A 25287-nucleotide genomic window follows, 5' to 3' on the forward strand; every position below is an offset into this window, starting at 1 on the left:
TCACGTTCCGTTAATTTTCTCCGTTGCGACCAGTAACGCGTCTTCAGTGCCAACATGCAGCCATTGTCCATCATGGCGCAAGCCAAATAAACGGCCGGTGGCAGCAGCTTTGTCATAGAGGACATTCAAGGAGAAAACGCCCTCATCAACATCTTCGAAAAGCGCAGGGTTAAGTAATTGAACCCCGCTAAACATAAAAGGGGCAGATTGGCCAGGAGAGCGGCGCGTGAGTTGACCTGTATCGCCCAAAAAGAAATCTCCCTGCCCTTCATACCCGACAGCTGTCTCAATCGGGTGCAAAAGTAACAGCGCGTCCATTTTTTCAGGGTTCCAGAATTCTTGCATCTTGCGAAGAGAACTAGGACCATGATCGAGAACAATTACGTCAGAATTCAAAACGAAAAAAGGCGACGGCCCAAGCATTGGCAATGCTTTGCGAACACCACCCCCGGTTTCCAGAAGTTTGCTTGTCTCGTCGGATACGTGAATATTGAAACCTTGTTTCCTGCGAACATGTTCATCTATTTGGTCGCCTAAATGATGCTTGTTGACCACAACTTCTTGAATATCTGCCTTTCGCAGTAAGTCAAAACTGTAATCGATCAGTGCTTTACCGGCGACTTTTACAAGTGGTTTTGGAGTTGTCTCCGTGCGGGGTCGAAGTCTTGTTCCTTTGCCAGCAGCTAATATCATGGCATGGCTATCAGAGTTCTTTTTAACGGTCATGGGTCCTTTTTCTTCCCTTTTAACTGATCCAGGAATAGTTTGAGGCCCTGCAGCTCAGGATGTTCAAGATTAGTATGTAGATGATGCAACATTCTCGGTACCAGTCTCAAATAGCGTTGTTTCCCTTCTTTCTTGGCAAGGCGTGTAAATATTCCTAAGATTCTAAGAGCGCGGTGCGCCCCTAAAATGGCGTAGGACGCTCGAAAATCTCTCTCATCAAGCCCTGTTTCCTCGATATAGTAAGTGATCATCTTGGCAACCACATCAGGGGCTACGTCACGCCGGGCATCTTGCAATAAGGACACAAGATCATATGCTGCCGGCCCAACAAGCGCGTCTTGAAAATCGAGCAACCCCAAGGCTTTCACCCCTTTCCTGCCTTTTAACAAAAGCAGGTTTTCGGCGTGAAAATCCCGCAAGAGTATAACTTCAGGACCAATCGGGATTTTTTTCAGGAGCGAACGCCAAATTTCCTCATAGTCAGAGCGGCCGCTTTCGGTTATCAGGCTTTCAAAATTGTCTGGCACATACCAATCGAGAAACATCTGGTTCTGACTGAGGATATAGTCATCGGTGAACTTCGGCAGTTCCGAAGGAGAAGGCGCGCACCTCAGTGTCAGTAATAAATCGACCGCAAGTTTGTAAAGACCTTCCTCATCCTCGCCCGTTTCTATTAACCGAGCAAATAAACCATCCCCCAGGTCTTCCAACAGCAAAAATCCATTTTCAACATCTGTTGCATAAATTTTCGGCGGGCTATAGCCCCGATCGCTCAGTATTTTTGCGACGCCCATAAACTGTGAGATCGTTTCAGGCGGCGGCGCATCCATAAGAATAAATGTCTTTTCCTGATCTGTGAGACGCTCATACCGCCTGGTTGAGGCGTCGCCCGCTAAATTTATCCTTTGAAAATGTGATAAATTATTTCTTTGAAGAAACTGGTTCAGAAGAATTTCACGCACCGAAGGCTGCTTTCACAGAAGACAATCGGGTCTGCCAGGACATATTCCCGCTCAGTACAAGAGTTCGATACTCGGCTCCACGCGCCGTATCTGGATTAATTGCAATATCCAAAAAATCATCTGGTAAATAGGGACCCATGCGGTCTGCCCATTCAATGAGGCAAATTCCGTTATCAAATGCTTCGTCAACATCCAGTTCCAGAACTTCATCGGGCGTTTCCACGCGATAGAAATCATAGTGATAAACCGTCGTGTTTTGGGCCGGAATATCATATGTCAAAAGTAAATTAAATGTGGGACTCGGAACTTCCAGTGCAGGATCGATTAGAGACTGCAATACGGCGCGTATAAATGCTGTCTTACCCGCACCTAAAGTGCCAGACAGTGTCACGACATCACCGGTTTTCAAGATGGACGAAAAGTGATGCGCAAAAGCTATTGTCTCTGATTGAGATTGCAAATGCTTTTCCAAAATCACAGGCTGTTCAGGCATTATGTATCAAGAGACCTGTTTATGCTGTGATGGCGTCGCCACGGAAACAGGAAGATAGCAAGAGACAGAGGTTCCAACATTTTCCTCGGATATTAACTCGACATGGCCACCATGCATTTCCACAAAGCTTTTAACCAAAGCCAAGCCCAACCCCGCGCCAGCATTTTGCCGCGTCGTATCGCCTTTTGAAAACCGATCAAAAATCTGGCCTTGCAGTTCTTTCGCTATTCCCTTGCCGGTATCACTTACCGTTAAGACATATTCTTCCGCCGTTTTCTCAGCAATTAGCTTTATTTCCCCGTTTTTGGGCGTAAATTTAATGGCATTACTAAACAGGTTGAAGACGACCTGCTTGATCCGCCTTTCGTCCACATCAACCATACCGAGATCTTCGCTTATAATTGTCTCAACCGCGAGATCCCGTTTCTTCGCCCGTTCATGGACCATGGTGACAACATTTGCCAATATCGCACTTAAGTCCACAGGATGTTTTTCCAGCTCTATCTGGCCCGCCTGAATATTTGCCATATCCAGAATATCGTTTATCAATAGCAGCAAGTGGTTTGAGCTATTCACAATTCCCTGGCCATATTCCGCTTGTTTTTCATTCAAGGGGCCGAAAAACTCTTTTACCAATATTTCTGCAAATCCGATGATTGTATTCAACGGCGTTCGAAGTTCGTGACTGACACTTGCAACAAATTCCGTTTTCATTTTATCAGCAGCTTCCAGGGCTTCATTCTTTTCTGTTAACGCCCGCTGCGCACGAAGTTCATGTGTTACGTCAATATAAGTAAATAAAACATTCCCATCAGGTAAGGGAACGCGGTTAAAATCTATGATAGAACCATCTGGTTGTTCAAGCCGGCCGCTGGCCGTATCCCGCAATGTAACATTCGCTATATATTTTTCACGCAACTCATCTGTCCATACAGTCCCATTTTTCTGAAGATGGTGATCTATGATTTGGGCAATATGGAGATCCTCTTGCAAAAAACTATCCTCAACGCCCCAAATTTCAGCGTAAGCGGCGTTATACAACTTCAATCGCGCATCTGATCCAAAAACGGCAACGCCTTCATACAGGTTATCCAATGTCGCCCGCTGGACAGCAATCTGTGTATTCCGAGCGCGCTCCAATACCACCTTATCCGTGACATCTTCCATCAAGAACAATAGCCCGCCAAAAGGATGAGGCGTTATGACCATTCTGAGAATTGTTTCATCAGGCAGTTGAACCAGCTCTTCCTGCATCGAAATAACATTCGTGAACAGTGATTTACGTTTCGCTTTATATGAAGTGAAATCTGCTTGTTCCGGCAGTCTGCGTAACTCTCTTTGTTTGTCCAAGATCTCACTGATCGTCGGTTTTTCGAATAAGAATTCATCACTCATGCGCCACAATTTCGCGTATGTTTGATTGAAAAACTCTAAGCGCTGATCTGGCCCGTAAATAGCAATTGCTGTTGCGATATTTTCAAGCACATCGGCATGCCCGGCAATATGGCGAGTAAGTTCCGCTCTTAATTCGACCTCCTTGGAAATATCTTGGGCAACACCGACCAGTTGATTGTCAAATTCCAACGGCGTTTCCGTTACATTGAAACTTAACCGATCTCCGCCTACGACATATCTTCTGGTCTCATTTTGCGCAATACTGGTAACACGCGCCTTCGTCGCCAGTTTTCGCGCCTGATCGGGCTCGCGGTTGGAAGCAAGCTCCGGAATATCTGATGCCGTTTGGTCGACACCAACTATTTCTTCATATTTTTTATTACGCCAGATAATTCTGGATTCTTGATCGCGCCGCCAAATAGGGAAGGGAACAGCATTCAGGAGGTCAATAAAATCATCCCGCTCAGATTTCGCCGTTGCAAGAGAAGATTTCACGCCCATTATCTCGTCGGTGAGCTTGGTCTGTTCTTCCTCGCTTTTTTCAATCATGTTCTCCATTTCTTCAATACGGTCAACATAGGCATCCGTCTGATTTAGGAGCGCAAGCGCCTTCTTCCGCATGACAATCAATGCCATCACGAGGCCGGCCAGGCACAAAGCTGCCAACCAGATTATCGTTAGTTCTGTTGTGGAAAATTGATCCGCCATCTTCGCCAGGTTTTGGCAATCCCCTCATAGATTCTACCATTATGGTGGAGATCCTCGTGGTGTCACCCCTTCATATCTCACCCTGCACTAAAGAATATGAAAAAAAAGGCCGGAGGGATAGTCCCGCCAGCCTTTTCTATCAAACTAGTGTAAATTTAGTAGCGATAATGATCCGGTTTGAAGGGTCCAGCTTGCGGAACGCTGATGTAATCAGCTTGCTGGTCCGTAAGTTTTGTCAATTTGGCGCCAAGTTTATCCAAATGTAAGGTTGCGACTTTTTCATCCAGATGTTTAGGCAGGACATATACTTCCTTATTGTAAGAATCGTGACGCTCCCACAATTCAATTTGCGCCAGAACTTGGTTCGTGAAAGATGCGCTCATGACGAAACTCGGATGGCCGGTTGCGCAGCCAAGATTTACGAGGCGGCCTTCTGCCAATACGATCAGGCGTTTTCCGTCAGGAAATTCGATTTCATCAACCTGTGGCTTCACATTATGCCAAGCGTAATTGCGTAGCGCGCCAATTTGGATTTCCGAATCAAAATGACCAATATTGCAAACGATGGCCCGATCTTTCATTTCCCGCATATGGTCCAGCGTAATTACATCGACGTTTCCAGTTGTTGTCACGAAAATGTCCGCCGTGGCAACAGCGTCTTCCATTGTAACAACTTCATATCCTTCCATTGCGGCTTGCAATGCGCAAATTGGATCTATCTCTGTTACAAGAACCCGTGCGCCTTGGCTCCGCAGAGAAGCAGATGAACCCTTGCCAACATCGCCGTACCCGCAAACAACTGCGATTTTGCCGGCAATCATCACGTCTGTCGCCCGTTTGATACCGTCCACGAGGCTTTCACGGCAGCCATAAAGATTGTCAAACTTCGACTTTGTTACGGAGTCATTCACGTTGATGGCAGGTACCTTCAGGGTTCCGGCTTTTGCCATTTCATAAAGCCGGTGCACACCAGTTGTTGTCTCTTCTGATAGCCCGAGTACATCATCCATTAACTCCGGATAATCATCATGCATGACTTGCGTTAAATCGCCACCATCATCAAGGATAAGATTGGGGCGCCAACCGTCAGGGCCCTCAATTGTTTGAATGATACACCATAATGCTTCTTCTTCAGTTTCACCTTTCCAGGCAAAAACCGGCACTTCTGTAGCTGCAATCGCCGCGGCAGCCTGATCTTGCGTAGAAAAAATATTGCAAGAGGACCAGCGAACTTCTGCTCCAAGCGCTGTAAGGGTCTCAATCAAAACGGCAGTTTGAATAGTCATATGCAAACAGCCCGCGATACGTGCTCCTTTAAGCGGCTTACTATCGCCAAACTCCTCACGTAACGCCATCAAACCAGGCATTTCAGTTTCTGCGATCGCAATTTCCTTACGGCCCCAATCGGCCAGCGACATGTCCGCAACTTTATAGTCTTCAAAATTTGTCATGTGATTAGTCTTTCAAACAAAGTAATACATAAACGGGAGCCAGGAAAGGACATAGCTTGCCGCAGTTGCAGCCTGTATATCAAGCTCCGCTTTGATTATCAACAATAATATAAAGAAATCTTTATATCTTTATGGCGCTTTTTCGTGAGAACTATTTTTCGCCGAACTTCCCGTCAACAAGTGAGGTGAGTGCGTTCAGTGCTTCTTCCGATTCTGCACCAGATGCTTCTATTCCAATTATCGTGCCGGTACAGGCTGCCAACATCATCAAGCCCATAATGGAGCCCCCGGATACCTGACTATCGCCATTGGTTACAACAACTTCGGCATCATAACTTTCAACACATTTGACGAATTTTGCAGCAGCACGTGCATGCAGGCCGCGTTCATTCGTGATAATCAGTTCACGTTTCATTGTTTGAGATACACAGTTAAACAGAAGCTACTTATCATCATTTAATCAGGATTTGTCCGCCAAAAGGTGAGACGCAACGTTAATATACTTTCTGCCAGACTCCTGGGCGGCGGCAACCGCATGCTCCATGTCGTCTTCCCCACGCAAACTAGCCAGCTTGATAAGCATTGGAAGATTTATACCGGCGATAACCTCAACATTTGCTTTCTCCATGACGGAAATCGCAAGATTTGACGGCGTTCCACCAAACATGTCCGTAAGCAATATGACACCCGCTCCCGTTTCCACTTCTTTGACCGCCGTCAAGATATCCTGCCGCCGCAGCTCCATGTCATCGTCCGGACCTATGGAAATAGCGCGAACCTGCGGTTGCGGACCAACCACATGTTCCGTTGCGGCGACAAATTCCTCCGCCAGTCGGCCGTGTGTTACAAGCACCATGCCTATCATATATTAACCGCCTTCTTCTGAAACACTTTGCCAATCCTCATATTACTCTCCGCTCATTTTTTTCAAATCCCGATGAACCAGATTAGCAACGTAACCGTTTTTTTCCACTAGGCCATGAATTTTTTCTGCGACACATACAGACCGATGCCGCCCTCCTGTACACCCAATGGCTATCGTAAGATAGAATTTTCCTTCTTCAGCATACCGCGGTAGCAATAACGATAACAAATCGGTAGTCTGCTTCAGAAAACCATCAAAAACTGTGTCATTTTCAATGAATTCAACGACTTCGGGATCCCTGCCGGATTTTAGGCGAAGCTCTGGAGTATAAAAAGGATTGCTGAGAAAACGAACATCGAAAACCAAATCTGCTTCACGGGGAAGACCGAATTTATAAGAGAAAGACATGATAGAGACTGAAAGTCCTGATTTTTTTTGCAGCCCAAAATGCCCTTTTAAAATACGCTTCAATTCCGGCAGTGAGAGATTCGTAGTGTCAACTCTCAGATCTGCAGCAGCCTTAAGCTCCGAAAGTTGAAATTTTTCTTGTCTAATTCCGTCCGCAACCGGCCGGTCAGCCGCAAGCGGATGGCGCCGTCTGGTTTCTGTAAATCGCTGCTGCAAAATAGCGTCATCGCAATCTAAATACAAAAGCGACACGAGTTGCTTTCTATTGCGCAGCTCAGATATCTGATCGAGCAGCTCTTTTGTAGAAAAGCCATGCGTTCGAAAATCAACCCCCAGCGCCAAGTTTAAGTCTCCGGCTTTTCCAAATTGGTCCACCATAGACAGCAAAAGCGGTAATGGAACATTGTCCGCAATTTCCCAACCCATATCTTCAAATTGACGAAGTGTAGAACTTTTACCCGCACCTGACATTCCCGAGATGAGAACAATCTTGTTTTTTGACACTTCTGTAACTTCCAATTTATTCATACCCTGTTTTCAAGTATTCCAGTCCGATCGCTATCCGAACTTTCGCTGCTGCCGACGCCATGAAGGGATCGATATATCGAACGGGTATTTCGAGATTTTCTATTGTATAAAACTCATCCGCTGGCATGCGCTCAATCTGTTCATAAGGAACAAGATCAAAGATAAGTTGCAATGGTATGTTGTCAACAAAAGGCATCTCAACCAAACCTATGCCACGGACTTCTATCTTCCCCTGTATTGTCGGCGGCGCTCCTAAAAGGGCAGATTTCTCGAACACATGAATTTCTGTGTAATCGTCAGAAATCAAATTCGCACCGCCTTCAATCAGCCTCAGCGCCAAGTCCGATTTTCCAGAACCTGGCAACCCACGGAGCAACACCCCTTTGCCTTCAATATCTACAGATGTTCCATGAACTTTGATCATAGGGCGAGTGTGGACTCTGGGGGCGTGAGAGGCAACGGGCTATTTTGGCAACTTTACAATAAAAATGGCGCCCTGGATTTCTTCCTGTTCGTTTTTCGAATTTTGCGCTGTAATATTACCGCCATGTGCATCAACAATTAATCTGGAAATACTGAGGCCTAAACCGGAATGCCGACCGAAATCCTCTGACTTTGGGCGCTCCGTGTAAAATCGATTGAAAATATCTTCAAGTTTGTTTTCTGGTATACCGGGGCCTTCATCTTCGACTCTCACTTCAACGTGATCGTTAAAATTCATAAGGACTACACGGACATGGCCCTTTTCAGGTGAAAAAGAGACCGCGTTATCAACCAAGTTTCGGAGAACTTGACTTATCCGACCAGGTAACCCGTTCACAACGGCTTCCTCTTCCGGGACAACAACATCAAACGTAATAGTCGAGAACATCTGTGTTGTCTGGTAAATATCAACAACCCCCTCAACCAATACCTTCATATCAACGGCTTCGCCTTCCGTTCGGGACAGCTCCGCATCCAATCGGCTTGCCGCGGAAATATCCGTTATCAAGCGGTCCAACCGTTTCACATCACTTGCTATAACAGCACGAAGCTTTTCCCGTTTTTCATCATCCTTAATTTGCTCAAATGCCTGAACTGCAGTGCCAAGAGAGGTCAAAGGGTTTTTAAGCTCATGTGCAACGTCAGCCGCAAATGCTTCAATAGCATCCATTCGGTCATAGAGTGCCGTTGTCATTGCCCTAAATGAAGCCGAAAGGTCGCCAATTTCATCTTTTCTATTAGAAAAGTCAGGAACAACCACGCGACGACCAATGCCACGACGTACTTTATCCGCTGCCTCTGCCAGAATATGGATTGGTGCCGCTATTGTACGCGCAAGAAAAAGTGACAGTAAGAGAGTGATTACCAATGTTACGGAAAACACAATCAAGGTGGTCACCTGAGCCGATCGAACCGCGTCATTGATAGCGCCACTATTTTCGGTTAGGAGCAAGCCCCCCAGAATATGCTTAAAACCTTGAACAGGAACAGAAACGGATAACACCAATTCCCCATCACGGGTCTGTCGGGTCATGCTATCGGTTTCTCCGTTAATCGCAGTTCCAATTTCCTCAAAATCCTTACTTGTCGGGATAGGCGTTGTCGGATAAAGCGGAAAGTCATAATTGGGCGGGAAAAACTTTTCCCAGGTATCATACAACTCTTCGAAAAAGAGCCGGACTGGGCTTTTAACCTCCGGCGGTGGCAATTCGTCATATACGATGTTCCGTCCCGCCGAAATTAGTCGGCGACTGTCCGCGATCAACTTACCATCCCGATCAAATAATAAAGCGGGCGTATTTGTAACAATTGAAAGCCGGCGAAGAACTCTCTTGATTGGGAGTGAGTCGAGAGTCAGATACTGAATTTGCCCATCTAGAGAGACTTCCTGAAGGGCTGCTTCACCTAAAGCACCCGCGATCATCCTACCGTTCGTTGTTAACGATTGAAATTTTGCCTCAATGAGCCCGCTTTGAAACTGATCCAAATAAAGCAGACTACCCGCCAGGAAAATAACGGAGAAAAGATTGATCGCCATTATCCGGCGCCCAAGCGAGGAAAAAGGTCCGCGTTTAATGACCTCTCCTCGCTTGTCAGCTTTTTTACCGGAAACGGATTTTCCCAAATAAGGCTTCGGCCGTGCTGTCATGAGATTATGCAGTTACCCTGAGGCTATTTTTCCTTGAACCGATAGCCGACACCATAAAGGGTTTCGATAGCGGAAAACTCTGAATCAGTTGCTTTGATTTTCTTACGAAGCCTCTTGATATGGCTATCAATAGTACGGTCATCAACGTAAATATTATCGTCGTAGGCAGCATCCATCAACTGGTCACGGCTTTTCACATGACCGGGCCGCAAAGCCAACGCATGTAACAGCATAAATTCTGTCACGGTTAGCGTAACTTCGCGCCCATCCCAAAAACAGGCATGCCGAACGCTATCCAGACGCAGTTTTCCACGAACGAGTATTTCTTCTTCGGCGGCTTCACCTTCACCTTTATTGGAATTATGGCGCCGCAGTACAGTTCTAATGCGTTCAACGAGAAGCCGTTGTGAAAAGGGTTTGCGAACATAATCATCCGCACCCATTTTCAGACCCAGAAACTCATCAATTTCATCATCTTTAGATGTCAGGAATATAACGGGAAGGTTAGACACCCGTCGCAGCCGGTTTAAAAGTTCCATACCGTCCATGCGTGGCATCTTGATATCTAGAACTGCCAAGTCGGGCGGATTATCCGCCAATCCTTCAAGGGCAGCTTCGCCATCGGAATATTTATCAACCGTAAATCCTTCTGATTCCAGTAAAATTGAGACTGTCGTCAGAATATTTTGGTCGTCATCTACCAAGGCCACTTTCGTCGCCATGTCACACCCCATTTTCATAATTTCACCCTATTGTATGGTTTGCTTTCGATAATTACCATCCTACATTTCGTCTAAATAAGGCGAGATCATGTCCCAAAGGTCAATCCGGCCCGTTATCCGGTATTTCAGGTCAATAAATTGATAAATTCTTTCATTTCACCCCTATTTGCCGCAAAAAGATAAGATGGAACAAAAAGATTCGACCCCCATGCACTCTCTCACCGCGCGGTCTTTGCTCAGGTCCGCAACGACCGCCTCGTTGGGTACAAACATGGTGGAGGGGCAAAACGCTTATTGCTCGCTGGTTATGGTTGCTACAGATCCAGCGGGTTGCCCTCTGCTATTACTTTCTGACCTTGCAGTACATAGTCACAATATCGCGCACTCACCGCAGGTATCTATTCTGATCAATGAGCCATTGGATAATATTGACCCTCTTACCCAACCCAGGGCCACCTTTCAGGGGCGCCTTGCTGCGACACATGACGATCAACTTATGCGTCGCTACCTTCGCCGATATCCAAGTGCAGAGAGGTTTGCCGGCTTCGCCGATTTTCAGTTGTATAGACTTATCATTGAGCGAGTACACCTGATCAGCGGATTTGGGGAAATACATTGGATTGACGGCATTAAAGTAATAGTGCCTCCCCATTTTTTGAACATCGAGGAAAGCGAAACTGATATTCTTGATCATATGAATACGGACCATGTCAGTGCCATTCAAACACTCGCAGGCAATCATGGCCAGATTAAAGGGTTACAGGAGTGGAAAATCGTTGGACTTGATCCTGAAGGGTTTGACCTACTTTCAGAATGGCGTTATCAGCGGATTCTATTTGAAAATAGCGTTTCGAATGCAAATGAAGTTCGTCAGGAATTTGTCCGTATGGTTAAAAACGCAAGAAACTAGATATTTTTTCCTTTTTTTTGTTTCGTATGGAAAGAATTTTAAAATAATACGAAATAATTTCGAAGAAGCGGCTTTTTAATTTTATTATTTCGTCGTGGAAGTGTTGCGCCAAAAAGACAGGCATCATATTCTGTCAAAAGACGCCCAGTAAAATGGGCCTTTTTTTATATCGCTGGAGAATGAATGTGGAGCAATTAGGACCCCATAAAAGTAGTTATGGGCTGGACAAAAATGGCCTGGACAATGTCGGTAAGGTTTATTGGAATTTATCGGCTCCCGCATTGTATCAAGAAGCGCTCATTCGAGGAGAGGCCTCTCTGGCCGCTGGCGGACCGTTAGTTGCCTTGACAGGTCAGCACACCGGACGCTCTGCAAATGACAAGTTTATTGTTAAGGAAAGTAGTAGTGAAAACAATATCTGGTGGGGTCAGGTCAATAAACCAATTGATGCTGAAAAATTTACCGGATTACACGAAAAAATGCGGCAATACCTAACCGGCCGCGAAGTATTTGTTCAGGATTGTTATGCAGGTGCAGATCCCGCTCATCGATTACCAGTTCGAGTTATTACTGAATGTGCATGGCATAATCTTTTCGCGCGCAATATGTTTATTCAACCAGCTGCTGAAGAATTAGCCAATTTTGAACCTGAATTTACAATTCTCCAAATACCTTCATTTGAAGCAAATCCGGCAGTTGATGGGACACGTTCCGAAGTATTTGTCCTTCCAAATTTTGCGGAAAAGCTTGTTATTATCGGCGGGACTTCATATGCCGGTGAAATAAAAAAATCTGTATTTTCTATTCTGAACTACCTCCTTCCTGAAAAGCAAACCCTTCCGATGCATTGCTCCGTCAATGTTAATGAGGAAGGAAATTCGACGGTATTTTTTGGCCTGTCCGGTACTGGAAAAACAACCCTATCAGCGGATGCCAGTAAAATGCTAATCGGGGACGACGAGCATGGTTGGTCGGATGATGGTGTTTTCAATTTTGAGGGCGGATGTTACGCGAAGGTGATCAAACTGTCTCAGGAAGCGGAACCGGAAATTTTTGAGACCACCCGTCGGTTCGGCACCGTTCTAGAAAATGTTGTAGTCGACGATGCAACGGGCGAACTGGATCTGGATGACAATCGATATACAGAGAACACGCGCGCATCTTATCCAATCGATTTTATTCCTAACGCTTCAGACACTGGTATTGCGGGGAATCCAACCAATGTAATTATGCTGACGGCCGATGCCTTTGGTGTCTTGCCTCCCATATCCAAATTAACCCCTGAACAAGCCATGTATCATTTTCTATCCGGCTACACCGCAAAACTTGCCGGCACAGAAAAAGGGCTGGGCAGTGAACCGCAAGCAACTTTCTCCACATGTTTTGGTGCACCATTTATGCCGCGCCATCCGTCAGTCTATGCTTCATTGCTTGGCGATAAGATCGCGAAACATGGTGTAAATTGTTGGTTGGTAAACACCGGTTGGACCGGTGGTGAATATGGAACGGGCCATCGTATGCCAATTGGCTATACCCGGGCTCTGGTCAATGCAGCACTTGACGGTACTCTTGCAAAAACTGACACAGAAAAAGACCCTTTCTTTGGCTTGGCAATGCCGGTTTCTTGTTCCGGCGTCCCAACTGAAATTCTGAATCCGAGAAACACCTGGTCAGACAAAGCTGCCTATGATGCCAAAGCTCAAGACCTGGTTTCGCGGTTTATTGAGAATTTTGAGCAGTTTTCAGATTATGTTGGGCCTGAGGTTTTGGAATCTGCGCCAAAAACCGCCTAAAAAACAACGTTAAAAGCCAACTTTGACGGAAAAACGACCACTATTTAATTATAATGGTCGTTTTTTCTATTTATAGAGAAGGCGCTTCCAAATAAACGAACTCCATCTTGGTTTAGGACAAGCAAAAAAGTTAGTGCCATAAGGGAGGCAACATCCCGGTACTCAATTGCGAAATATGCTGACCAGAAAGTTTCGAAAAACCCAAGCAGAAATGCTGCGATCAAGCACCCGCCGACCGATTTCATGCCCCCGATAACTGCTACAAATAGGGTTTTCAATCCGATCATCAGCCCCATTCCAAAACTCGCACTCCCGTATAGTAAGGAAATCAACGTTCCTGACAAAGCAGCATAGAAAGCCGCTAGAACAAAAGAGCTCGTCAATATAAGCTGTATATTAATTCCGCAAAGAGCAGCCATTTTTAGGTCTTCCGAGCACGCTCGCCAGAGCCGCCCAAACCGGTGACGCTTCATTAAGGAAATTTGACCAATGACAGTGGCAAGCGCAATGAGCGTTACAACAAGCTGGATTGTTGTTACCTGTATTGGAAATATATCAGAAGTAACCAGGGGAATTGGCGTCACAAAAACAGGAGCCAACCATATCTCTTTTGATCCGCTAATTAGCCGCATCGTTTCTTCCAATATGATTGCAACCCCAACGGTTGCGATCAACATGGCCTGGGAACGTTGCCTAATAAGCGGCGATATAACCGTTTTATGCAAGACAAATCCTACCGTTGACGTATTCACGACTGCAATTGCGCCACCTACGAATATCACAACCAACAGGGGCCACGACGTCAGAGCAAGGAGTAATGTGATGAGCGTGATAGTGACATATGCGCTCCACATAGCTAATGAACCGAAAGCAAGGTTTATGCGATTGGCCACACCGTAAAGCAAGACAAACGCTGCAGCCAACAACGCGTATAGAGCGCTGATCTGAACAGCATTTATCAACTGTTGAATGAAGTATAAAAGGGGCAAGTGACAACCTTTTCAGCATTAGACAGCTAGGTAGATGGCAAGTATCATAGCGGTAATCAGTGGAGAATTCTAATATGCATCCTTGGATGGGCTGTTTACTCCTTATTACTTCCCTTCTTCTTTGCAGCTGCGACGGAGAGGCCGAAAAACCTTATCTTGAAATTACCGGTGGCGGCTTTATTTTTAATTATCGAATAGCGGAGGGTTTTTATGGATTTGTCCTAAAGCCCGGGAGAGCATTGCCGAACGATACTGAAATTGTTGCCGAATTCGAAGATCCTGCAGGAGGTCCAGCTTTTATCATAAGACAGTCCGTCCGGCCGGAGCTTATTCAATATATGTTTCGGACGCCGCCTGTTACTGGTGTTGTCAAAAATCAACCATATCAGGTGAGAGTCATGCTTGTTAAAAAATCCACCGGGCAGGAGCTAGCCAAAACCATTAAGATGTTTCGCTCCAATATTAACCAATCTGATCTGCCTGAAAAAGCGTTGACGATCGGGCCGGGGTATCATCCTAATCCAGCTTTAAAATAGGCACCAAAACTCTCTTCAACATTAATTTGACAAATCATTTCGTGACCGACAGAAACTTTCTACTAGCCAAATCAACAAATTTGGATCAAACACTAAACTTCTCATTTATCGATTGCTTTCCTGCGGCGAATTGAAAGAAAAATTATGTGGGCCATTTCCCTTGCCATTCTACCGATTTTCCTACTGTTGGTTTTGGGAAACCTTCTGAGGCGTAATGGATTTCCGGGAGGTGAATTTTGGCATCATGCGGACCGGGTCACTTATTGGGTTCTATTTCCAGCGCTTCTTCTGCATAGCACCACCACGGCACCCTTTAGCGAAGATATTGTGGATACTTTTGCTGTCGCGTTGCTTAGCGCTCTGGCAGCGACCGCCCTAATCTCGCTTTTGTGCATACGGGTTTTCAAACTATCCGGACCTCTCGGTGGTTCCGTTTTTCAAGGAGCAACCCGTCACAACACCTTTATTGCCGTCGCTGTCGCCGAGTATTTGTATGGGGCTCACGGGCTGTTACTTGCAACTGTCGCCATATCCCTTCTTGTCCCGGTCACAAACCTTCTTTGTGTTACGGTTCTTGTCTGGTTTCAAGGGGCGACAAGTACAATTTCCTTGAAACGCCGTTTGATTCAGGAAATTTTTCGAAACCCGCTCTTGCTGGCCATTGTTTTGGGTGTAAGCTTGAACTTAACGGGGGTTGGTCCCCTGCCCGTCTTACATGACTTGACAGGTATATTATCAAAAGCCGCCCTGCCCTTCGCCCTGCTATGCGTTGGTGCCGGACTGCGTATAAAGACCATTCATACTGGCGCGCTATACGTAACTATTGCCACTTTATGTAAAATGATAATTTTTCCAATCGTAATCACCGGAATAGCCCTACTAACAGGTATTGACGGAATTGCTGCTATGGTTCTGGTAATTTATGGGGTCGTTCCAACAGCGAGTTCCGGTTACGCATTAGCGAAATTGCTGGGCGGGGATGCTGAAGTTATGGCGGGGATCATAACCGTTCAAACCCTAATCTCAATCGTCACCATACCCCTCGCGCTATCCCTTGCAGCCGGATATTTTCTGCCCTAGGGGCGCAGAAATGTGGCTTCGCTACCGCACAAAGCACAAGCAGGGTCCCGGGAAATTTTGATCTTTCGAAACTCCGTGGATAACGCGTCATAAAGCAACAGCCGGCCGGACAAGCTATCTCCAACACCCAAAATCTCTTTTATAATTTCGATCGCTTGTAGGGATCCAATGACACCCGCCAATGCTCCGAGTACACCTGCCTCACCGCAAGTTTGCGCAATTTCAGGTGGCGGAGGGGCGGGAAATACGCAGCGATAACACGGATTATTCCCTTCTTCATATGCTTTATAAGTACTTATTTGGCCTTCAAATTGTAACATGGCGCCAGAAACCAGCGGTTTTCGCAGAAAAAAACACGTATCGTTTAAAAGAAATCGCGTTTCGAAATTGTCTGTACCGTCGGCAACAAGATCATATTCTGAAAGAACATCCTGTGCGTTGTCACTGTTCAATCTAGTTTGGTAGGGAACTACTTTGATATCCGGGTTGAGACGTTCAATAGAGGCTTGTGCACTTTTCACTTTTGCCCGATCAATATCGGCCGTTTCATGCGCTATCTGGCGCTGAAGATTTGATAGATCAACGTTGTCATCGTCAATAATCCCAAGGGTTCCGACACCCGCCGCCGCCAGATATAGTAACATGGGCGAACCAAGGCCCCCTGCCCCGACAACAAGGACTTTTGTTCCGAGTAGTTTTTTTTGACCGCGCCCACCAACATCTCTTAAGACAATATGCCGGGCATATCGATCTAGCTGCTCATCGGTCAGGTTCATAGAAGATCAAATTCCATCAAAAAGGGCAGTTGTCAGATATCTTTCCGCAAAAGAAGGAATAACAACAACAATGGTTTTGTCTACCATTTCAGGTCTATCAGCAATTTCCAACGCCGCCGCAACTGCGGCACCTGAAGAAATTCCGACTGGGATACCTTCCTCTCGTGCAACTTCCCGGGCAGTTTCAAACGCTGTTTCATTACCGATTGTCAAAATTTCATCAATTAGGCTCTCATCGAGGTTTTTCGGAGAAAAACCCGCACCTATCCCTTGGATTTTATGAGGCCCAGGCTGTCCGCCGGAAAGGACCGGACTATCTTCAGGCTCAACGGCGACAATTTTGATATTGCTGTCATGCTTCTTTAATACTGTGCCAACCCCAGTCAGGGTACCGCCGGTTCCCACTCCCATGACAACCACATCCACCTTACCCTCTGTATCGGCCAGAATTTCCTCCGCTGTTGTAACTTTATGGATTGCCGGATTTGCAGGGTTTTCAAACTGCTGCGGAATTACAGCGTCTCCAATTTCGTTTTTCAGTTCGTTCGCACGTGCGATCGCCCCGTTCATGCCTTTGGCGGCTTCGGTAAGTTCGAGATTTGCGCCAAGTAGCTTCAGCATTTTACGGCGCTCAATAGACATGCTTTCAGGCATTACGAGGGTCAGATTGTACCCCTTTGCCGCACAAACAAAGGCGAGCCCGATCCCCGTATTTCCGGATGTTGGTTCAATAATTGCCGTCTTCTCACCAATCAGCCCTGCATCTTCCATGGCTTCTATCATGGCGGAAGCAATGCGATCTTTTACTGACGCCAGCGGGTTAAAAAACTCCAGTTTAAGCAAAATATCTGCGCGGCTTTTCGTATTCTGTCCAACACGTTGGGTTCGTACAAGTGGTGTTCCGCCAACTGTGTCGATGACGCTATCATAAATTTTCCCCCTTGGAGCCTCAGTAGTCATATTTTTCTCTTCCAATTACATTTGCTTAAATATCAAAATCAGCGCGTGACGCTGCCATCTCATCCTGACAATTTACGTTGGCACGGCGGCACAAATCTTCAAGAGTCACAGAATCCAATTGCGCTAGCATTGACGCCTGAGCCTCGAGCCAAAGTGGCCCGACAACCAATTGACCAATGTCGGAAGAGAAAATTTGAGTGTCTTCATCCATATCCGCAGCGCTGATGGCTCTAATCACATCACCGGCTGTAATTCGGCGTCTTTCCCGTGCCAACCGGTACCCGCCACGAGGGCCCCGCACACCTTTCAAAATACCTGTATGCACCAACTGTTGCATCACTTGTTCCAAATATCTTTGAGGAATACCCTGACGCTGGGTAATTTCTTTCGATTGAACCGGATCCGGGCGGGCATTAAACGCAATATCTACAACAGCTTCCAGCGCATACAGCATTTTTTTCGGTAAATGAAGCATCTTCAGCTAGAACCCCCTGCAACACCTGTTGATCCAAACCCGCCTTCACCCCGGGCCGTTTCTCCTAGATTTTCCATTTCATGCCAGCCTGCCTGAATAACAGGTGATACTATCATTTGGGCGATGCGGTCACCGCGCTTTATATTAAACGTTTCTTCGCCTGTGTTCAGAAGGATAATCCCCAATTCCCCGCGATAGTCGGCATCAATGGTTCCCGGGCTATTGGGCAAAGTAATGCCATTTTTTAGCGCCAATCCGGATCGCGGACGAATTTGTGCTTCAAACCCTTCAGGAAGGGCAATTTTCAGACCGGTAGGCACCAACGCCCGACCACCTGGCGGTATTTCAACTGTACCATCGACCGCCGCCCGTAAATCCATACCGGCACTTTGCGGTGTTTCATAGCTTGGCAGCGGTAAGTCAAGATTATGGGGGAGGCGGGAAACTGAGATATTTACATTATTCATGTGGACTTACTCTGAAAGAAATCTGAAATATGTGCTCCGAGTGTTCGGGCAACACCCTGCTTAGTTTGCTTTGGCCAGCTTTCAGTGGACGCTCCCTTGAGGAGAAAAACCTGATTTTCTTCTCCACCGAAGGTCCCCGTCGACGCGCTTACATCATTGGCAACGATCCAGTCGCATCCCTTTTTATCCAGCTTCGCTTTTCCATTCTCAACAATATTCTCAGTCTCAGCAGCAAACCCAACGACAAGAGCGGGGCGATTAGACACGGACCCACTGATTGTCGCGAGAATATCAGGATTTTCAGTCAGGCTTAAATCCGGGAGGGCGCCTGCCTGCTTTTTTATCTTTTGTGAAGCTTCGTTATTTACGCGCCAATCTGCAACAGCGGCCGCAAATACAGCCGCATCAACAGGCAGCGTTTCTTCACATGCCACCAACATTTCTTGCGCTGATTCAACAGCCCTCAAGGTTACATTTTGACTTGCATCCAGTCGTGTCGGGCCTGAAATTAAAGTCACGTCAGCTCCTAATTCCGCGAGGGCATCAGCAATCGCATAGCCCTGTTTTCCAGAAGAGCGATTTGCGATATATCGAACAGGATCAATGGGTTCGTGGGTTGGCCCTGCAGTCACAAGAACTTTTCGCCCCCGTAGGGGCTTTGCGGAGTCAGACTCAAAAAAATCGTTAATGCTCTTGGCTATATGCTCTGGTTCAGATAAGCGTCCGGGGCCAAATTCTCCGCACGCCATATCACCATCATCCGGACCCACGACCCTAACGCCGTCATTTATCAGGGTTTGAAGGTTACGTTGTGTTGCAGGATGTTGCCACATGCGCACATTCATGGCGGGCGCAATCATCACAGGTTTGTCGGTTGCCAGAAGCGCAGTTGTGGCCAGATCTGACGCCATGCCTACGGCCATTTTCGACATCAGATCTGCGGTTGCCGGAGCGACAACCACTAAATCGGCGCTTCGGGACAATTGAATATGTCCCATTTCAGCTTCATCGGTGAGTGAAAATAAGTCAGTGTAAACCTTATTCCCAGACAATGACGCCACCGACAAGGGTGTTACAAATTCTTCAGCTGCCCGCGTCAGGATACAACGACATCCTATGCCAAGTTTCGAAAGAAGCCGGATCAATTCGAGCGTTTTATAAGCCGCAATACCTCCTCCGATAATCAACAAAACAGATTTCTGTGAGTCATCCACGCGCGGTCCGCCCCTGTTTACTTATTTCACTTTTCTTTTATGTAAATAGAATAATAATCGCACCGCCGTAGCGCAAGCAATAATTGAACCCGTGCTGAAGGACTAAAGCGCCAGCATAAGCAAGTATCCGGCAAATGCGCCTAAAACAGCACCCGTCACCATATAGACAGCTTTAATTCTGGAGATGCGGTATTCCTCTTCGGGCGATTCATGTATATGCCCGGCGGCTAGGTCGTCCCGTGTTTCGAGTTCTTCCAAAATCTTGTCGGCCCTGTTGACGATCGCCGGTATTTTCTTCAATAGCGCAAGGCCTTCATTAACGATTTGCGCCGCTTGCGCCTCGACCCCCATGTTTTCGCGCATCCAGTGCTCGACAGTCGGTTGCGCGACTTCCCAAAAATTGATCTTTGTATTGAGGCTTTGAGCAACGCCTTCTGCCGTAACCATCGTCTTTTGCAATAACAAAAGCTGAGGCTGCGTTTCCATCTCAAAGGTTTCAGTAATTTGAAACAACTGAACCAAAAGCCGGGCAATGGAAATTTCGTTCACCGGCCGGCCCAATATTGGTTCCCCTATGGAACGGCATGCTTGAGCAAACGAATCCAGTGATTTATGAGGTGGCACGTAACCAGCCTCAAAATGAACTTCTGCCGCCCTGCGATAATCTCGGATCAGAAAAGCATAAAGCATTTCAGCCATAAACAATCTAGTTTCCCGACTCATACGGCCCATGATGCCAAAATCGACGGCGACCAATTTTCCACCTTCGCTGACGAAAAGATTACCATGATGCATGTCCGCATGGAAAAACCCATCCCGCAAAACCTGGTGCAGAAAAACCCGAATTACATTTGCGGCAAGGGCATCCAGGTCATGGCCCGCCTCTATCAGCGCATCCTTATCGGAAATACTGATACCGTCTACACGACTTTGAGTCATCACCCGACGCGCCGTTCGCTGCCAATCAATTTCAGGTACCCCAAAATCCGGATCATCGGCAAAATTCTCGTCCATTTCGGAAGCCGCCGCCGCTTCCATTCGTAAATCCATTTCCAGTTCGACAGAATCCGCCATTGTCTCGACAATTTTGGTTAACCGTAAGCGTCGAAACCCTGGTTGATACCTTTCCGCCAGCCGAGCCAACCAGAAAAACAGCTGAAGATCCATCTCAAAGGCTTTTTCGATATCTGGTCGAAGTATCTTCACGGCGACTTTTTTGGTTATTTCAAGGATTGCATCCGGATCATCTTCTGTCGGGGCGGGGGCGAACTCTCTTACTTTTGCGAAATGTACCTGGGCAATAGAAGCAGCTGCAACCGGCTCCGGGTCGAATTCAGTAAAAAGTTCTTCGAGACTTGTTTCCAATTCATACTCAATGGTCTCTTTGGCTTTTTCAAACGAGAAGGGCGGCAATTTATCTCGCAGGTTCCCCAGATCCTGAGACACCTCTTCACCCAGTAAATCGGACCTAACCGACAGGGCCTGGCCTAGTTTTATAAAGCTCGGCCCCAGATCCTGCAGCGCATTTGCTAACCGTTGACCCTCACGTAATCCCTTGTTCTTCGATGCACCAACGGCAAAAACTGGAAGAATAAACCGGAAAAGCTTCACATAAAATGGCGCGCGTTCGAGATCCTCCAACAGGAACAAGGCGTCATGGCGCGCTAACGTACGGGCAATAAATAGAAGGCGGCGGCAGTTGTTGATGATCCGGATCACGCGCAAAGCCCTCTCACAATCGCCAGCCTGAATGCAGGGCTGCAATTCCACCGGACAAACGTCTATATTTGACCTGATGAAAGCCCGCCTCAACGATCATTTCCGCAAAACGGTCCGCATCTGGGAATTTCCGGATACTCTCAACCAAATATTCGTATGATTCCTTGTCTTTTGCCACCAACCGTCCAATTTCAGGGAGCAATTTAAAGGAGTAAAAATCATAGACATCCTTCAATATTGCCGCCTCTACCGTGCTGAATTCAAGACATAGAAACCGGCCTCCAGGCTTCAGAACCCGCTTTGCCTCCCGCAATGCCAGCGGAATATCCGTCACGTTTCGAATACCAAATGCAATGGTATAGGCATCAACAGACTTATCCGGTAAGGGCAGGGACTGGGCATCACCATTTACCCAATCAAGTCCAGAAAGCCGGCCCTGGTCAATCGCCCTGTCCTGGCCCACGCTAAGCATGGCATGATTGATATCAAGCACTGTAACAGTGCCATCTCCTTTGACTTTGTCGAGAAACCGAAAAGCGATGTCGCCTGTCCCGCCGGCAACATCTAGAAGATGATGCCCGGCCCTCGGCATAAGCCAGTCGATCATTGCCGTCTTCCATAAGCGATGCACACCAGCGCTCATCAAATCATTCATCACATCGTAGTTTTCAGCAACACTGTCAAAGACGCCGCGTACAAGCCCTGCCTTTTCATCAGTTGGGACTTGCTTAAACCCGAAATGGGTGCTGTCGGAAGAATTTTCTGAGGGTGCCACAGGAACCACCAAGCAATATATGAAAAACAATGCCTCTGTTTCGTCGAAATAAGAGCATAGCGCAAGCGACAATTTAAGGCTACTGTCCCGCTATGCCAGAATTACCTGAAGTTGAAACCGTTTGTCGCGGCCTGGAACAGGCTCTTGTTGGCGACAAATTCGAGAAAATTACACTGCGGCGGGAGAATTTACGTTTTCCGTTTGCGCTAAATTTTGCCGAAGCACTTGAAGCAAAGAAAATTATCAGTCTGCGTCGGCGCGCCAAATATATCCTGATGACGCTGGAAGACGGTACGGTCATGATCGGACATCTGGGAATGTCAGGCAGTTTTCGGATTGATCAGGGGATCGTCAGCGAATATGAAAAACACGATCACATAGTCTTTCATACAGAAAACGGGATCACTGTCCGCTACCACGATCCGCGCCGTTTCGGTTTTATGATGCTGACAAATACCGATGAGATGGACAAGCATCCTCAACTTGCGAACATCGGACCGGAGCCCCTGGGAAATGAATTCGGCGGGCCCCAACTGGCAGAACGGCTGGCCGGACGCGCCGCACCTGTAAAAACTGCTCTTCTTGATCAGAAAGTTGTCGCGGGCATTGGCAATATATATGCATGTGAAGCGTTGTTCCGCTCTCATATTTCTCCCAAACGGAAAAGCAGCACGATAAAGGGAAAGCGCGCAGATTTACTGGCAGAGGCTGTCCGTCACGTTCTGAATGAAGCAATCGCCTCAGGCGGATCAACCCTTCGAAATTACAGCCAGACGTCCGGCGAACTTGGCTATTTCCAACATCGCTTTCAAGTCTATGATAAAGAAGGATCAGATTGCCCCAATGAAATGTGCAGCGGGTCGGTAAAGCGGCTCATTCAATCGGGCCGGTCAACATTTTATTGCCCTTCCTGCCAACGATAAGTATCAAAAACTAACGAGAAGCCCGTCTATAATTCTGGACAAACGGATGTTTGCACGGATAATAACCGGAGAATTTCATCGGGCTCCCAAGTCGGGGCTGTAAAATCAATAAAGAACAGGAACGAAACCATGGCGTATAGTCATATTGCAGTAGATATCAAGGGATCCGTTGGTGTGATCCGCCTTGACCGCCCAAAGGCGTTGAATGCCCTTTGTGCAGAACTTTTTATGGAACTAGATGAAGCATTAAACGGGTTTGAAGCCGACGATGCGATCGGCGCAGTTGTCTTGACAGGATCAAATAAGGCCTTTGCTGCGGGTGCTGACATAAAAGAGATGCAGACGAAGACCTATATGGATGTCTACAAAAAGAACTTTCTTACCGGATGCGAAGAGCGGGTCGATACAAGCCGTAAACCAATCATTGCCGCAGTTGCGGGCTACGCATTGGGCGGCGGCTGCGAGCTTGCGATGATGTGTGATTTTATCCTGGCGGCCGACAACGCTCAGTTCGGCCAACCGGAAATCAAGCTTGGTACGATTCCGGGGATGGGCGGAACCCAGCGCCTAACCAGGTTTGTAGGCAAGTCAAAGGCGATGGAGATGTGCTTAACGGGCCGGATGATGGGGGCCGAAGAAGCAGAACGTTCGGGACTGGTTAGTCGCATTGTGCCCCTTGATGATTTAGTGGATGAGGCTATCAATGTCGCCAGCTCAATTGCCGAGCTGTCACAACCCATTGTCATGATGTGTAAGGAGAGCGTAAAAAAATCCTACGAAACAACTCTGGCCGAGGGAATCATGTTCGAGAGGCGGGTTTTTCATTCTACTTTTTCAACAGAAGATCAAAAGGAAGGCATGTCTGCATTTGCGGAAAAACGGACACCTGACTTCAAAAATTGCTAGTCGGCCTACGGAAAGAGGGACAATTAGCCCCAATTTCAGAAAAAGAACCGATTTTTCACTAATCTCGTCGTCAAACGGTATTCTTATGTTGACTGCGGTTTCCTCGCTCGTTATAACCCGGCTTCCGAATTTCGAAGCTAAAAGACAGGATTGTCATGGCGCATCATAAATCTGCACTAAAGCGCATCCGGCAGACAGACGTCCGGACCGAACGTAACCGGGCTCGTCGTAGCCGTATACGCACCTTTGTTAAAAAGGTAGAAACCGCCGTCACCGAAGGTGATCAGGCAAAAGCCAATGAAGCTCTGCGTGTCGCGCAGTCTGAATTGAGCCGGGGCGTTGTTAAAGGCGTGTACAAAAAGAACACGGCCTCAAGAAAGATTTCTCGTCTGAATGCTCAGGTGAAAGCACTTTCTGCGTAGCAACGCATCCCAAAAAAGAATCAAGCCGTTTCCATTTTTGGATTACGGCTTTTTTTTCGACTTTTGAGAAAATTTAACGGCCAAAAACATGTGATTCATCTAGTGTTTTTTACCAGTTAAAGTCGCCACTGTTAGATCGGTCACTACATCTTGTAGGTCAAGATTTTGTTTGATCAATTTCCAAATTTATTTTTGATATTCCCGTCTGCACTCTATTGCGTGCGGATAAAGCTTGATATTAGTCTTGTCGAATTGGGAGTGAAGCATCGTACTAACCTGTTGGCTGGAAATTGATGTTCAAGGGCATTAAAGCTCTCGAATGCGTATAGTGGTCCATAATTGGCGGCATCTGTAATTTAGCCGTTTGGAGCGCGCAAATCGTCAATTTACCGTCTCCGTTGGAATGGTAAAAGTCTAACAACTTTCCCCGGGTTCGCCGAATTCGGAGGGAAAGCCAATAACAGCTTTTGGCAAAGCGACATTGTGACAGGAAAGGAAGAAGACATATGGCAAATGGGGGCGTATCGAGCAAGCCTGATGGCTATGCTGGCGATATCACGGTACAGGAAGCTTGGCAAATGCTTGAGAATAATCCTAACGCGCTGCTAATTGATGTCAGAACCAACGCCGAGTGGGCCTATGTTGGGCTTCCGGATTTATCGTCACTCGGAAAACGTGTTGAACCGATTTCCTGGGTATTATTTCCCGATATGTCCCCGAACGTAAATTTTGTAAATGAGCTTGAAGCCTGTCAGTCAGATAAGGACGCGCCAATGATATTTTTGTGCCGCTCCGGTGTCCGGTCAATTGCGGCAGCCAAAAGCGCGACAATGGCGGGCTATCACAACAGCTACAACATTCTTGAGGGCTTTGAAGGAAATACTGATGCCGACGGCCATCGTGGAACGACAGGCGGCTGGAAAGCTGCCAATTTGAGATGGGTACAAAGCTGA

General features: G+C 46.9%; 27 protein-coding genes. 8 read left to right on the plus strand and 19 right to left on the minus strand.

The window, feature by feature from the left end:
- The 11 genes from NBZ79_RS19410 to NBZ79_RS19460 form a co-directional block, all read right to left on the minus strand.
- Complete coding sequence (locus NBZ79_RS19410) at nucleotides 1-726, minus strand: nucleotidyltransferase family protein (RefSeq protein ID WP_251934317.1); 726 nt, start codon at nucleotides 724-726, stop codon at nucleotides 1-3.
- Complete coding sequence (locus tag NBZ79_RS19415) at nucleotides 723-1688, minus strand: aminoglycoside phosphotransferase family protein (protein ID WP_251934318.1); 966 nt, start codon at nucleotides 1686-1688, stop codon at nucleotides 723-725. Before NBZ79_RS19415 ends, NBZ79_RS19410 begins: the two co-directional genes overlap by 4 nt.
- On the minus strand, nucleotides 1681-2181 hold the full coding sequence (tsaE, locus tag NBZ79_RS19420; RefSeq protein WP_251934319.1) for a tRNA (adenosine(37)-N6)-threonylcarbamoyltransferase complex ATPase subunit type 1 TsaE: 501 nt from the start codon (nucleotides 2179-2181) through the stop codon (nucleotides 1681-1683). Before tsaE ends, NBZ79_RS19415 begins: the two co-directional genes overlap by 8 nt.
- 6 nt (nucleotides 2182-2187) lie before the next feature.
- Entirely contained in the window at nucleotides 2188-4284 is a 2097-nt protein-coding gene (locus NBZ79_RS19425) for a sensor histidine kinase (protein WP_251934320.1), read from the minus strand.
- 155 nt (nucleotides 4285-4439) lie between these two features.
- Entirely contained in the window at nucleotides 4440-5735 is a 1296-nt protein-coding gene (gene ahcY / locus NBZ79_RS19430) for an adenosylhomocysteinase (protein ID WP_251934321.1), read from the minus strand.
- A 151-nt stretch (nucleotides 5736-5886) separates the two neighbouring features.
- The gene (locus NBZ79_RS19435; RefSeq protein WP_251934322.1) at nucleotides 5887-6150 is read right to left on the minus strand and encodes an HPr family phosphocarrier protein; all 264 of its coding nucleotides are present in this window, start codon (nucleotides 6148-6150) and stop codon (nucleotides 5887-5889) included.
- A gap of 45 nt (nucleotides 6151-6195) precedes the next feature.
- Nucleotides 6196-6600: a PTS sugar transporter subunit IIA gene (locus tag NBZ79_RS19440; RefSeq protein ID WP_420854552.1), complete on the minus strand. Its 405-nt coding sequence runs from the start codon at nucleotides 6598-6600 to the stop codon at nucleotides 6196-6198.
- 42 nt (nucleotides 6601-6642) lie between these two features.
- Nucleotides 6643-7536, minus strand: coding sequence for an RNase adapter RapZ (rapZ, locus tag NBZ79_RS19445; protein ID WP_251934324.1), 894 nt, complete (start codon nucleotides 7534-7536; stop codon nucleotides 6643-6645).
- Nucleotides 7529-7960 carry an HPr kinase/phosphorylase gene (locus tag NBZ79_RS19450; protein WP_251934325.1) on the minus strand — a complete coding sequence of 144 codons (432 nt, stop codon included), beginning with the start codon at nucleotides 7958-7960 and terminating at the stop codon, nucleotides 7529-7531. Before NBZ79_RS19450 ends, rapZ begins: the two co-directional genes overlap by 8 nt.
- Nucleotides 7961-7999: 39 nt before the next feature.
- Nucleotides 8000-9667, minus strand: coding sequence for a stimulus-sensing domain-containing protein (locus tag NBZ79_RS19455; RefSeq protein WP_251934326.1), 1668 nt, complete (start codon nucleotides 9665-9667; stop codon nucleotides 8000-8002).
- A 23-nt stretch (nucleotides 9668-9690) separates the two neighbouring features.
- Nucleotides 9691-10389 (minus strand): response regulator transcription factor, encoded by a 699-nt coding sequence (locus NBZ79_RS19460; protein WP_251934327.1) that lies wholly within the window; start codon nucleotides 10387-10389, stop codon nucleotides 9691-9693.
- 184 nt (nucleotides 10390-10573) lie between these two features.
- On the opposite strand from NBZ79_RS19460, the gene NBZ79_RS19465 reads away from it, so the two are divergent.
- Nucleotides 10574-11299, plus strand: coding sequence for a HugZ family pyridoxamine 5'-phosphate oxidase (locus NBZ79_RS19465; RefSeq protein WP_251934332.1), 726 nt, complete (start codon nucleotides 10574-10576; stop codon nucleotides 11297-11299).
- Nucleotides 11300-11478: 179 nt separating this feature from the next.
- Nucleotides 11479-13092 carry a phosphoenolpyruvate carboxykinase gene (locus NBZ79_RS19470; RefSeq protein WP_420854630.1) on the plus strand — a complete coding sequence of 538 codons (1614 nt, stop codon included), beginning with the start codon at nucleotides 11479-11481 and terminating at the stop codon, nucleotides 13090-13092.
- 44 nt (nucleotides 13093-13136) lie between these two features.
- Here NBZ79_RS19470 and NBZ79_RS19475 read toward each other — a convergent pair whose 3' ends face one another.
- Nucleotides 13137-14081, minus strand: coding sequence for a branched-chain amino acid ABC transporter permease (locus NBZ79_RS19475; protein WP_251934336.1), 945 nt, complete (start codon nucleotides 14079-14081; stop codon nucleotides 13137-13139).
- Nucleotides 14082-14320: 239 nt separating this feature from the next.
- Between NBZ79_RS19475 and NBZ79_RS19480 the strand changes: the two genes are divergently transcribed.
- Complete coding sequence (locus NBZ79_RS19480; protein ID WP_251934337.1) at nucleotides 14321-14617, plus strand: hypothetical protein; 297 nt, start codon at nucleotides 14321-14323, stop codon at nucleotides 14615-14617.
- Between the two features lie 144 nt (nucleotides 14618-14761).
- On the plus strand, nucleotides 14762-15697 hold the full coding sequence (locus tag NBZ79_RS19485; protein WP_251934339.1) for an AEC family transporter: 936 nt from the start codon (nucleotides 14762-14764) through the stop codon (nucleotides 15695-15697).
- On the opposite strand, the gene NBZ79_RS19490 is transcribed toward NBZ79_RS19485, so the two are convergent.
- The 7 genes from NBZ79_RS19490 to ubiE form a co-directional block, all read right to left on the minus strand.
- On the minus strand, nucleotides 15694-16473 hold the full coding sequence (locus NBZ79_RS19490) for a HesA/MoeB/ThiF family protein (RefSeq protein WP_251934340.1): 780 nt from the start codon (nucleotides 16471-16473) through the stop codon (nucleotides 15694-15696). The genes NBZ79_RS19485 and NBZ79_RS19490 overlap by 4 nt on opposite strands.
- A gap of 6 nt (nucleotides 16474-16479) precedes the next feature.
- On the minus strand, nucleotides 16480-17433 hold the full coding sequence (cysK, locus tag NBZ79_RS19495; protein WP_251934341.1) for a cysteine synthase A: 954 nt from the start codon (nucleotides 17431-17433) through the stop codon (nucleotides 16480-16482).
- Between the two features lie 25 nt (nucleotides 17434-17458).
- Complete coding sequence (locus tag NBZ79_RS19500) at nucleotides 17459-17908, minus strand: RrF2 family transcriptional regulator (protein WP_251934342.1); 450 nt, start codon at nucleotides 17906-17908, stop codon at nucleotides 17459-17461.
- 2 nt (nucleotides 17909-17910) lie between these two features.
- A complete protein-coding gene (dut, locus tag NBZ79_RS19505; RefSeq protein ID WP_251934343.1) occupies nucleotides 17911-18375 on the minus strand; it encodes a dUTP diphosphatase in 465 nt (154 codons plus the stop codon).
- Complete coding sequence (gene coaBC / locus NBZ79_RS19510) at nucleotides 18372-19589, minus strand: bifunctional phosphopantothenoylcysteine decarboxylase/phosphopantothenate--cysteine ligase CoaBC (protein ID WP_251934345.1); 1218 nt, start codon at nucleotides 19587-19589, stop codon at nucleotides 18372-18374. Before coaBC ends, dut begins: the two co-directional genes overlap by 4 nt.
- Before the next feature lie 102 nt (nucleotides 19590-19691).
- Nucleotides 19692-21359, minus strand: a complete 1668-nt coding sequence (gene ubiB, locus NBZ79_RS19515) for a 2-polyprenylphenol 6-hydroxylase (protein WP_251934347.1) — start codon at nucleotides 21357-21359, stop codon at nucleotides 19692-19694.
- Nucleotides 21322-22092 (minus strand): bifunctional demethylmenaquinone methyltransferase/2-methoxy-6-polyprenyl-1,4-benzoquinol methylase UbiE, encoded by a 771-nt coding sequence (gene ubiE, locus NBZ79_RS19520; RefSeq protein WP_476749713.1) that lies wholly within the window; start codon nucleotides 22090-22092, stop codon nucleotides 21322-21324. The genes ubiB and ubiE overlap by 38 nt, the downstream gene beginning before the upstream one ends.
- Nucleotides 22093-22175: 83 nt before the next feature.
- Here ubiE and mutM point away from each other — a divergent pair, with 83 nt between their 5' ends.
- The 4 genes from mutM to NBZ79_RS19540 all read left to right on the plus strand — a co-directional run bounded on the left by mutM (nucleotide 22176) and on the right by NBZ79_RS19540 (nucleotide 25287).
- Nucleotides 22176-23006, plus strand: coding sequence for a bifunctional DNA-formamidopyrimidine glycosylase/DNA-(apurinic or apyrimidinic site) lyase (gene mutM / locus NBZ79_RS19525; protein WP_251934350.1), 831 nt, complete (start codon nucleotides 22176-22178; stop codon nucleotides 23004-23006).
- Between the two features lie 129 nt (nucleotides 23007-23135).
- Nucleotides 23136-23912 (plus strand): enoyl-CoA hydratase, encoded by a 777-nt coding sequence (locus NBZ79_RS19530; protein WP_251934351.1) that lies wholly within the window; start codon nucleotides 23136-23138, stop codon nucleotides 23910-23912.
- 155 nt (nucleotides 23913-24067) lie between these two features.
- Nucleotides 24068-24334 carry a 30S ribosomal protein S20 gene (gene rpsT / locus NBZ79_RS19535; RefSeq protein ID WP_251934353.1) on the plus strand — a complete coding sequence of 89 codons (267 nt, stop codon included), beginning with the start codon at nucleotides 24068-24070 and terminating at the stop codon, nucleotides 24332-24334.
- Between the two features lie 506 nt (nucleotides 24335-24840).
- The gene (locus tag NBZ79_RS19540; RefSeq protein WP_251934354.1) at nucleotides 24841-25287 is read left to right on the plus strand and encodes a rhodanese-like domain-containing protein; all 447 of its coding nucleotides are present in this window, start codon (nucleotides 24841-24843) and stop codon (nucleotides 25285-25287) included.

The organism is Sneathiella marina (genome assembly GCF_023746535.1).
Taxonomy (GTDB): Bacteria; Pseudomonadota; Alphaproteobacteria; order Sneathiellales; family Sneathiellaceae; genus Sneathiella; species Sneathiella marina.

Excerpts from the sequence above, each read along its gene's own strand:
- NBZ79_RS19410 (WP_251934317.1), bottom strand. The coding sequence starts at position 726 with ATGACCGTTAAAAAGAACTCTGATAGCCATGCCATGATATTAGCTGCT.
- tsaE (WP_251934319.1), bottom strand. The coding sequence starts at position 2,181 with ATGCCTGAACAGCCTGTGATTTTGGAAAAGCATTTGCAATCTCAATCA.
- NBZ79_RS19425 (WP_251934320.1), bottom strand. The coding sequence starts at position 4,284 with ATGGCGGATCAATTTTCCACAACAGAACTAACGATAATCTGGTTGGCA.
- ahcY (WP_251934321.1), bottom strand. The coding sequence starts at position 5,735 with ATGACAAATTTTGAAGACTATAAAGTTGCGGACATGTCGCTGGCCGAT.
- NBZ79_RS19435 (WP_251934322.1), bottom strand. The coding sequence starts at position 6,150 with ATGAAACGTGAACTGATTATCACGAATGAACGCGGCCTGCATGCACGT.
- NBZ79_RS19440 (WP_420854552.1), bottom strand. The coding sequence starts at position 6,600 with ATGATAGGCATGGTGCTTGTAACACACGGCCGACTGGCGGAGGAATTT.
- rapZ (WP_251934324.1), bottom strand. The coding sequence starts at position 7,536 with ATGAATAAATTGGAAGTTACAGAAGTGTCAAAAAACAAGATTGTTCTC.
- NBZ79_RS19450 (WP_251934325.1), bottom strand. The coding sequence starts at position 7,960 with ATGATCAAAGTTCATGGAACATCTGTAGATATTGAAGGCAAAGGGGTG.
- NBZ79_RS19455 (WP_251934326.1), bottom strand. The coding sequence starts at position 9,667 with ATGACAGCACGGCCGAAGCCTTATTTGGGAAAATCCGTTTCCGGTAAA.
- NBZ79_RS19460 (WP_251934327.1), bottom strand. The coding sequence starts at position 10,389 with ATGGCGACGAAAGTGGCCTTGGTAGATGACGACCAAAATATTCTGACG.
- NBZ79_RS19465 (WP_251934332.1), top strand. The coding sequence starts at position 10,574 with ATGGAACAAAAAGATTCGACCCCCATGCACTCTCTCACCGCGCGGTCT.
- NBZ79_RS19470 (WP_420854630.1), top strand. The coding sequence starts at position 11,479 with ATGAATGTGGAGCAATTAGGACCCCATAAAAGTAGTTATGGGCTGGAC.
- NBZ79_RS19485 (WP_251934339.1), top strand. The coding sequence starts at position 14,762 with ATGTGGGCCATTTCCCTTGCCATTCTACCGATTTTCCTACTGTTGGTT.
- NBZ79_RS19490 (WP_251934340.1), bottom strand. The coding sequence starts at position 16,473 with ATGAACCTGACCGATGAGCAGCTAGATCGATATGCCCGGCATATTGTC.
- cysK (WP_251934341.1), bottom strand. The coding sequence starts at position 17,433 with ATGACTACTGAGGCTCCAAGGGGGAAAATTTATGATAGCGTCATCGAC.
- NBZ79_RS19500 (WP_251934342.1), bottom strand. The coding sequence starts at position 17,908 with ATGCTTCATTTACCGAAAAAAATGCTGTATGCGCTGGAAGCTGTTGTA.
- dut (WP_251934343.1), bottom strand. The coding sequence starts at position 18,375 with ATGAATAATGTAAATATCTCAGTTTCCCGCCTCCCCCATAATCTTGAC.
- mutM (WP_251934350.1), top strand. The coding sequence starts at position 22,176 with ATGCCAGAATTACCTGAAGTTGAAACCGTTTGTCGCGGCCTGGAACAG.
- NBZ79_RS19530 (WP_251934351.1), top strand. The coding sequence starts at position 23,136 with ATGGCGTATAGTCATATTGCAGTAGATATCAAGGGATCCGTTGGTGTG.
- rpsT (WP_251934353.1), top strand. The coding sequence starts at position 24,068 with ATGGCGCATCATAAATCTGCACTAAAGCGCATCCGGCAGACAGACGTC.
- NBZ79_RS19540 (WP_251934354.1), top strand. The coding sequence starts at position 24,841 with ATGGCAAATGGGGGCGTATCGAGCAAGCCTGATGGCTATGCTGGCGAT.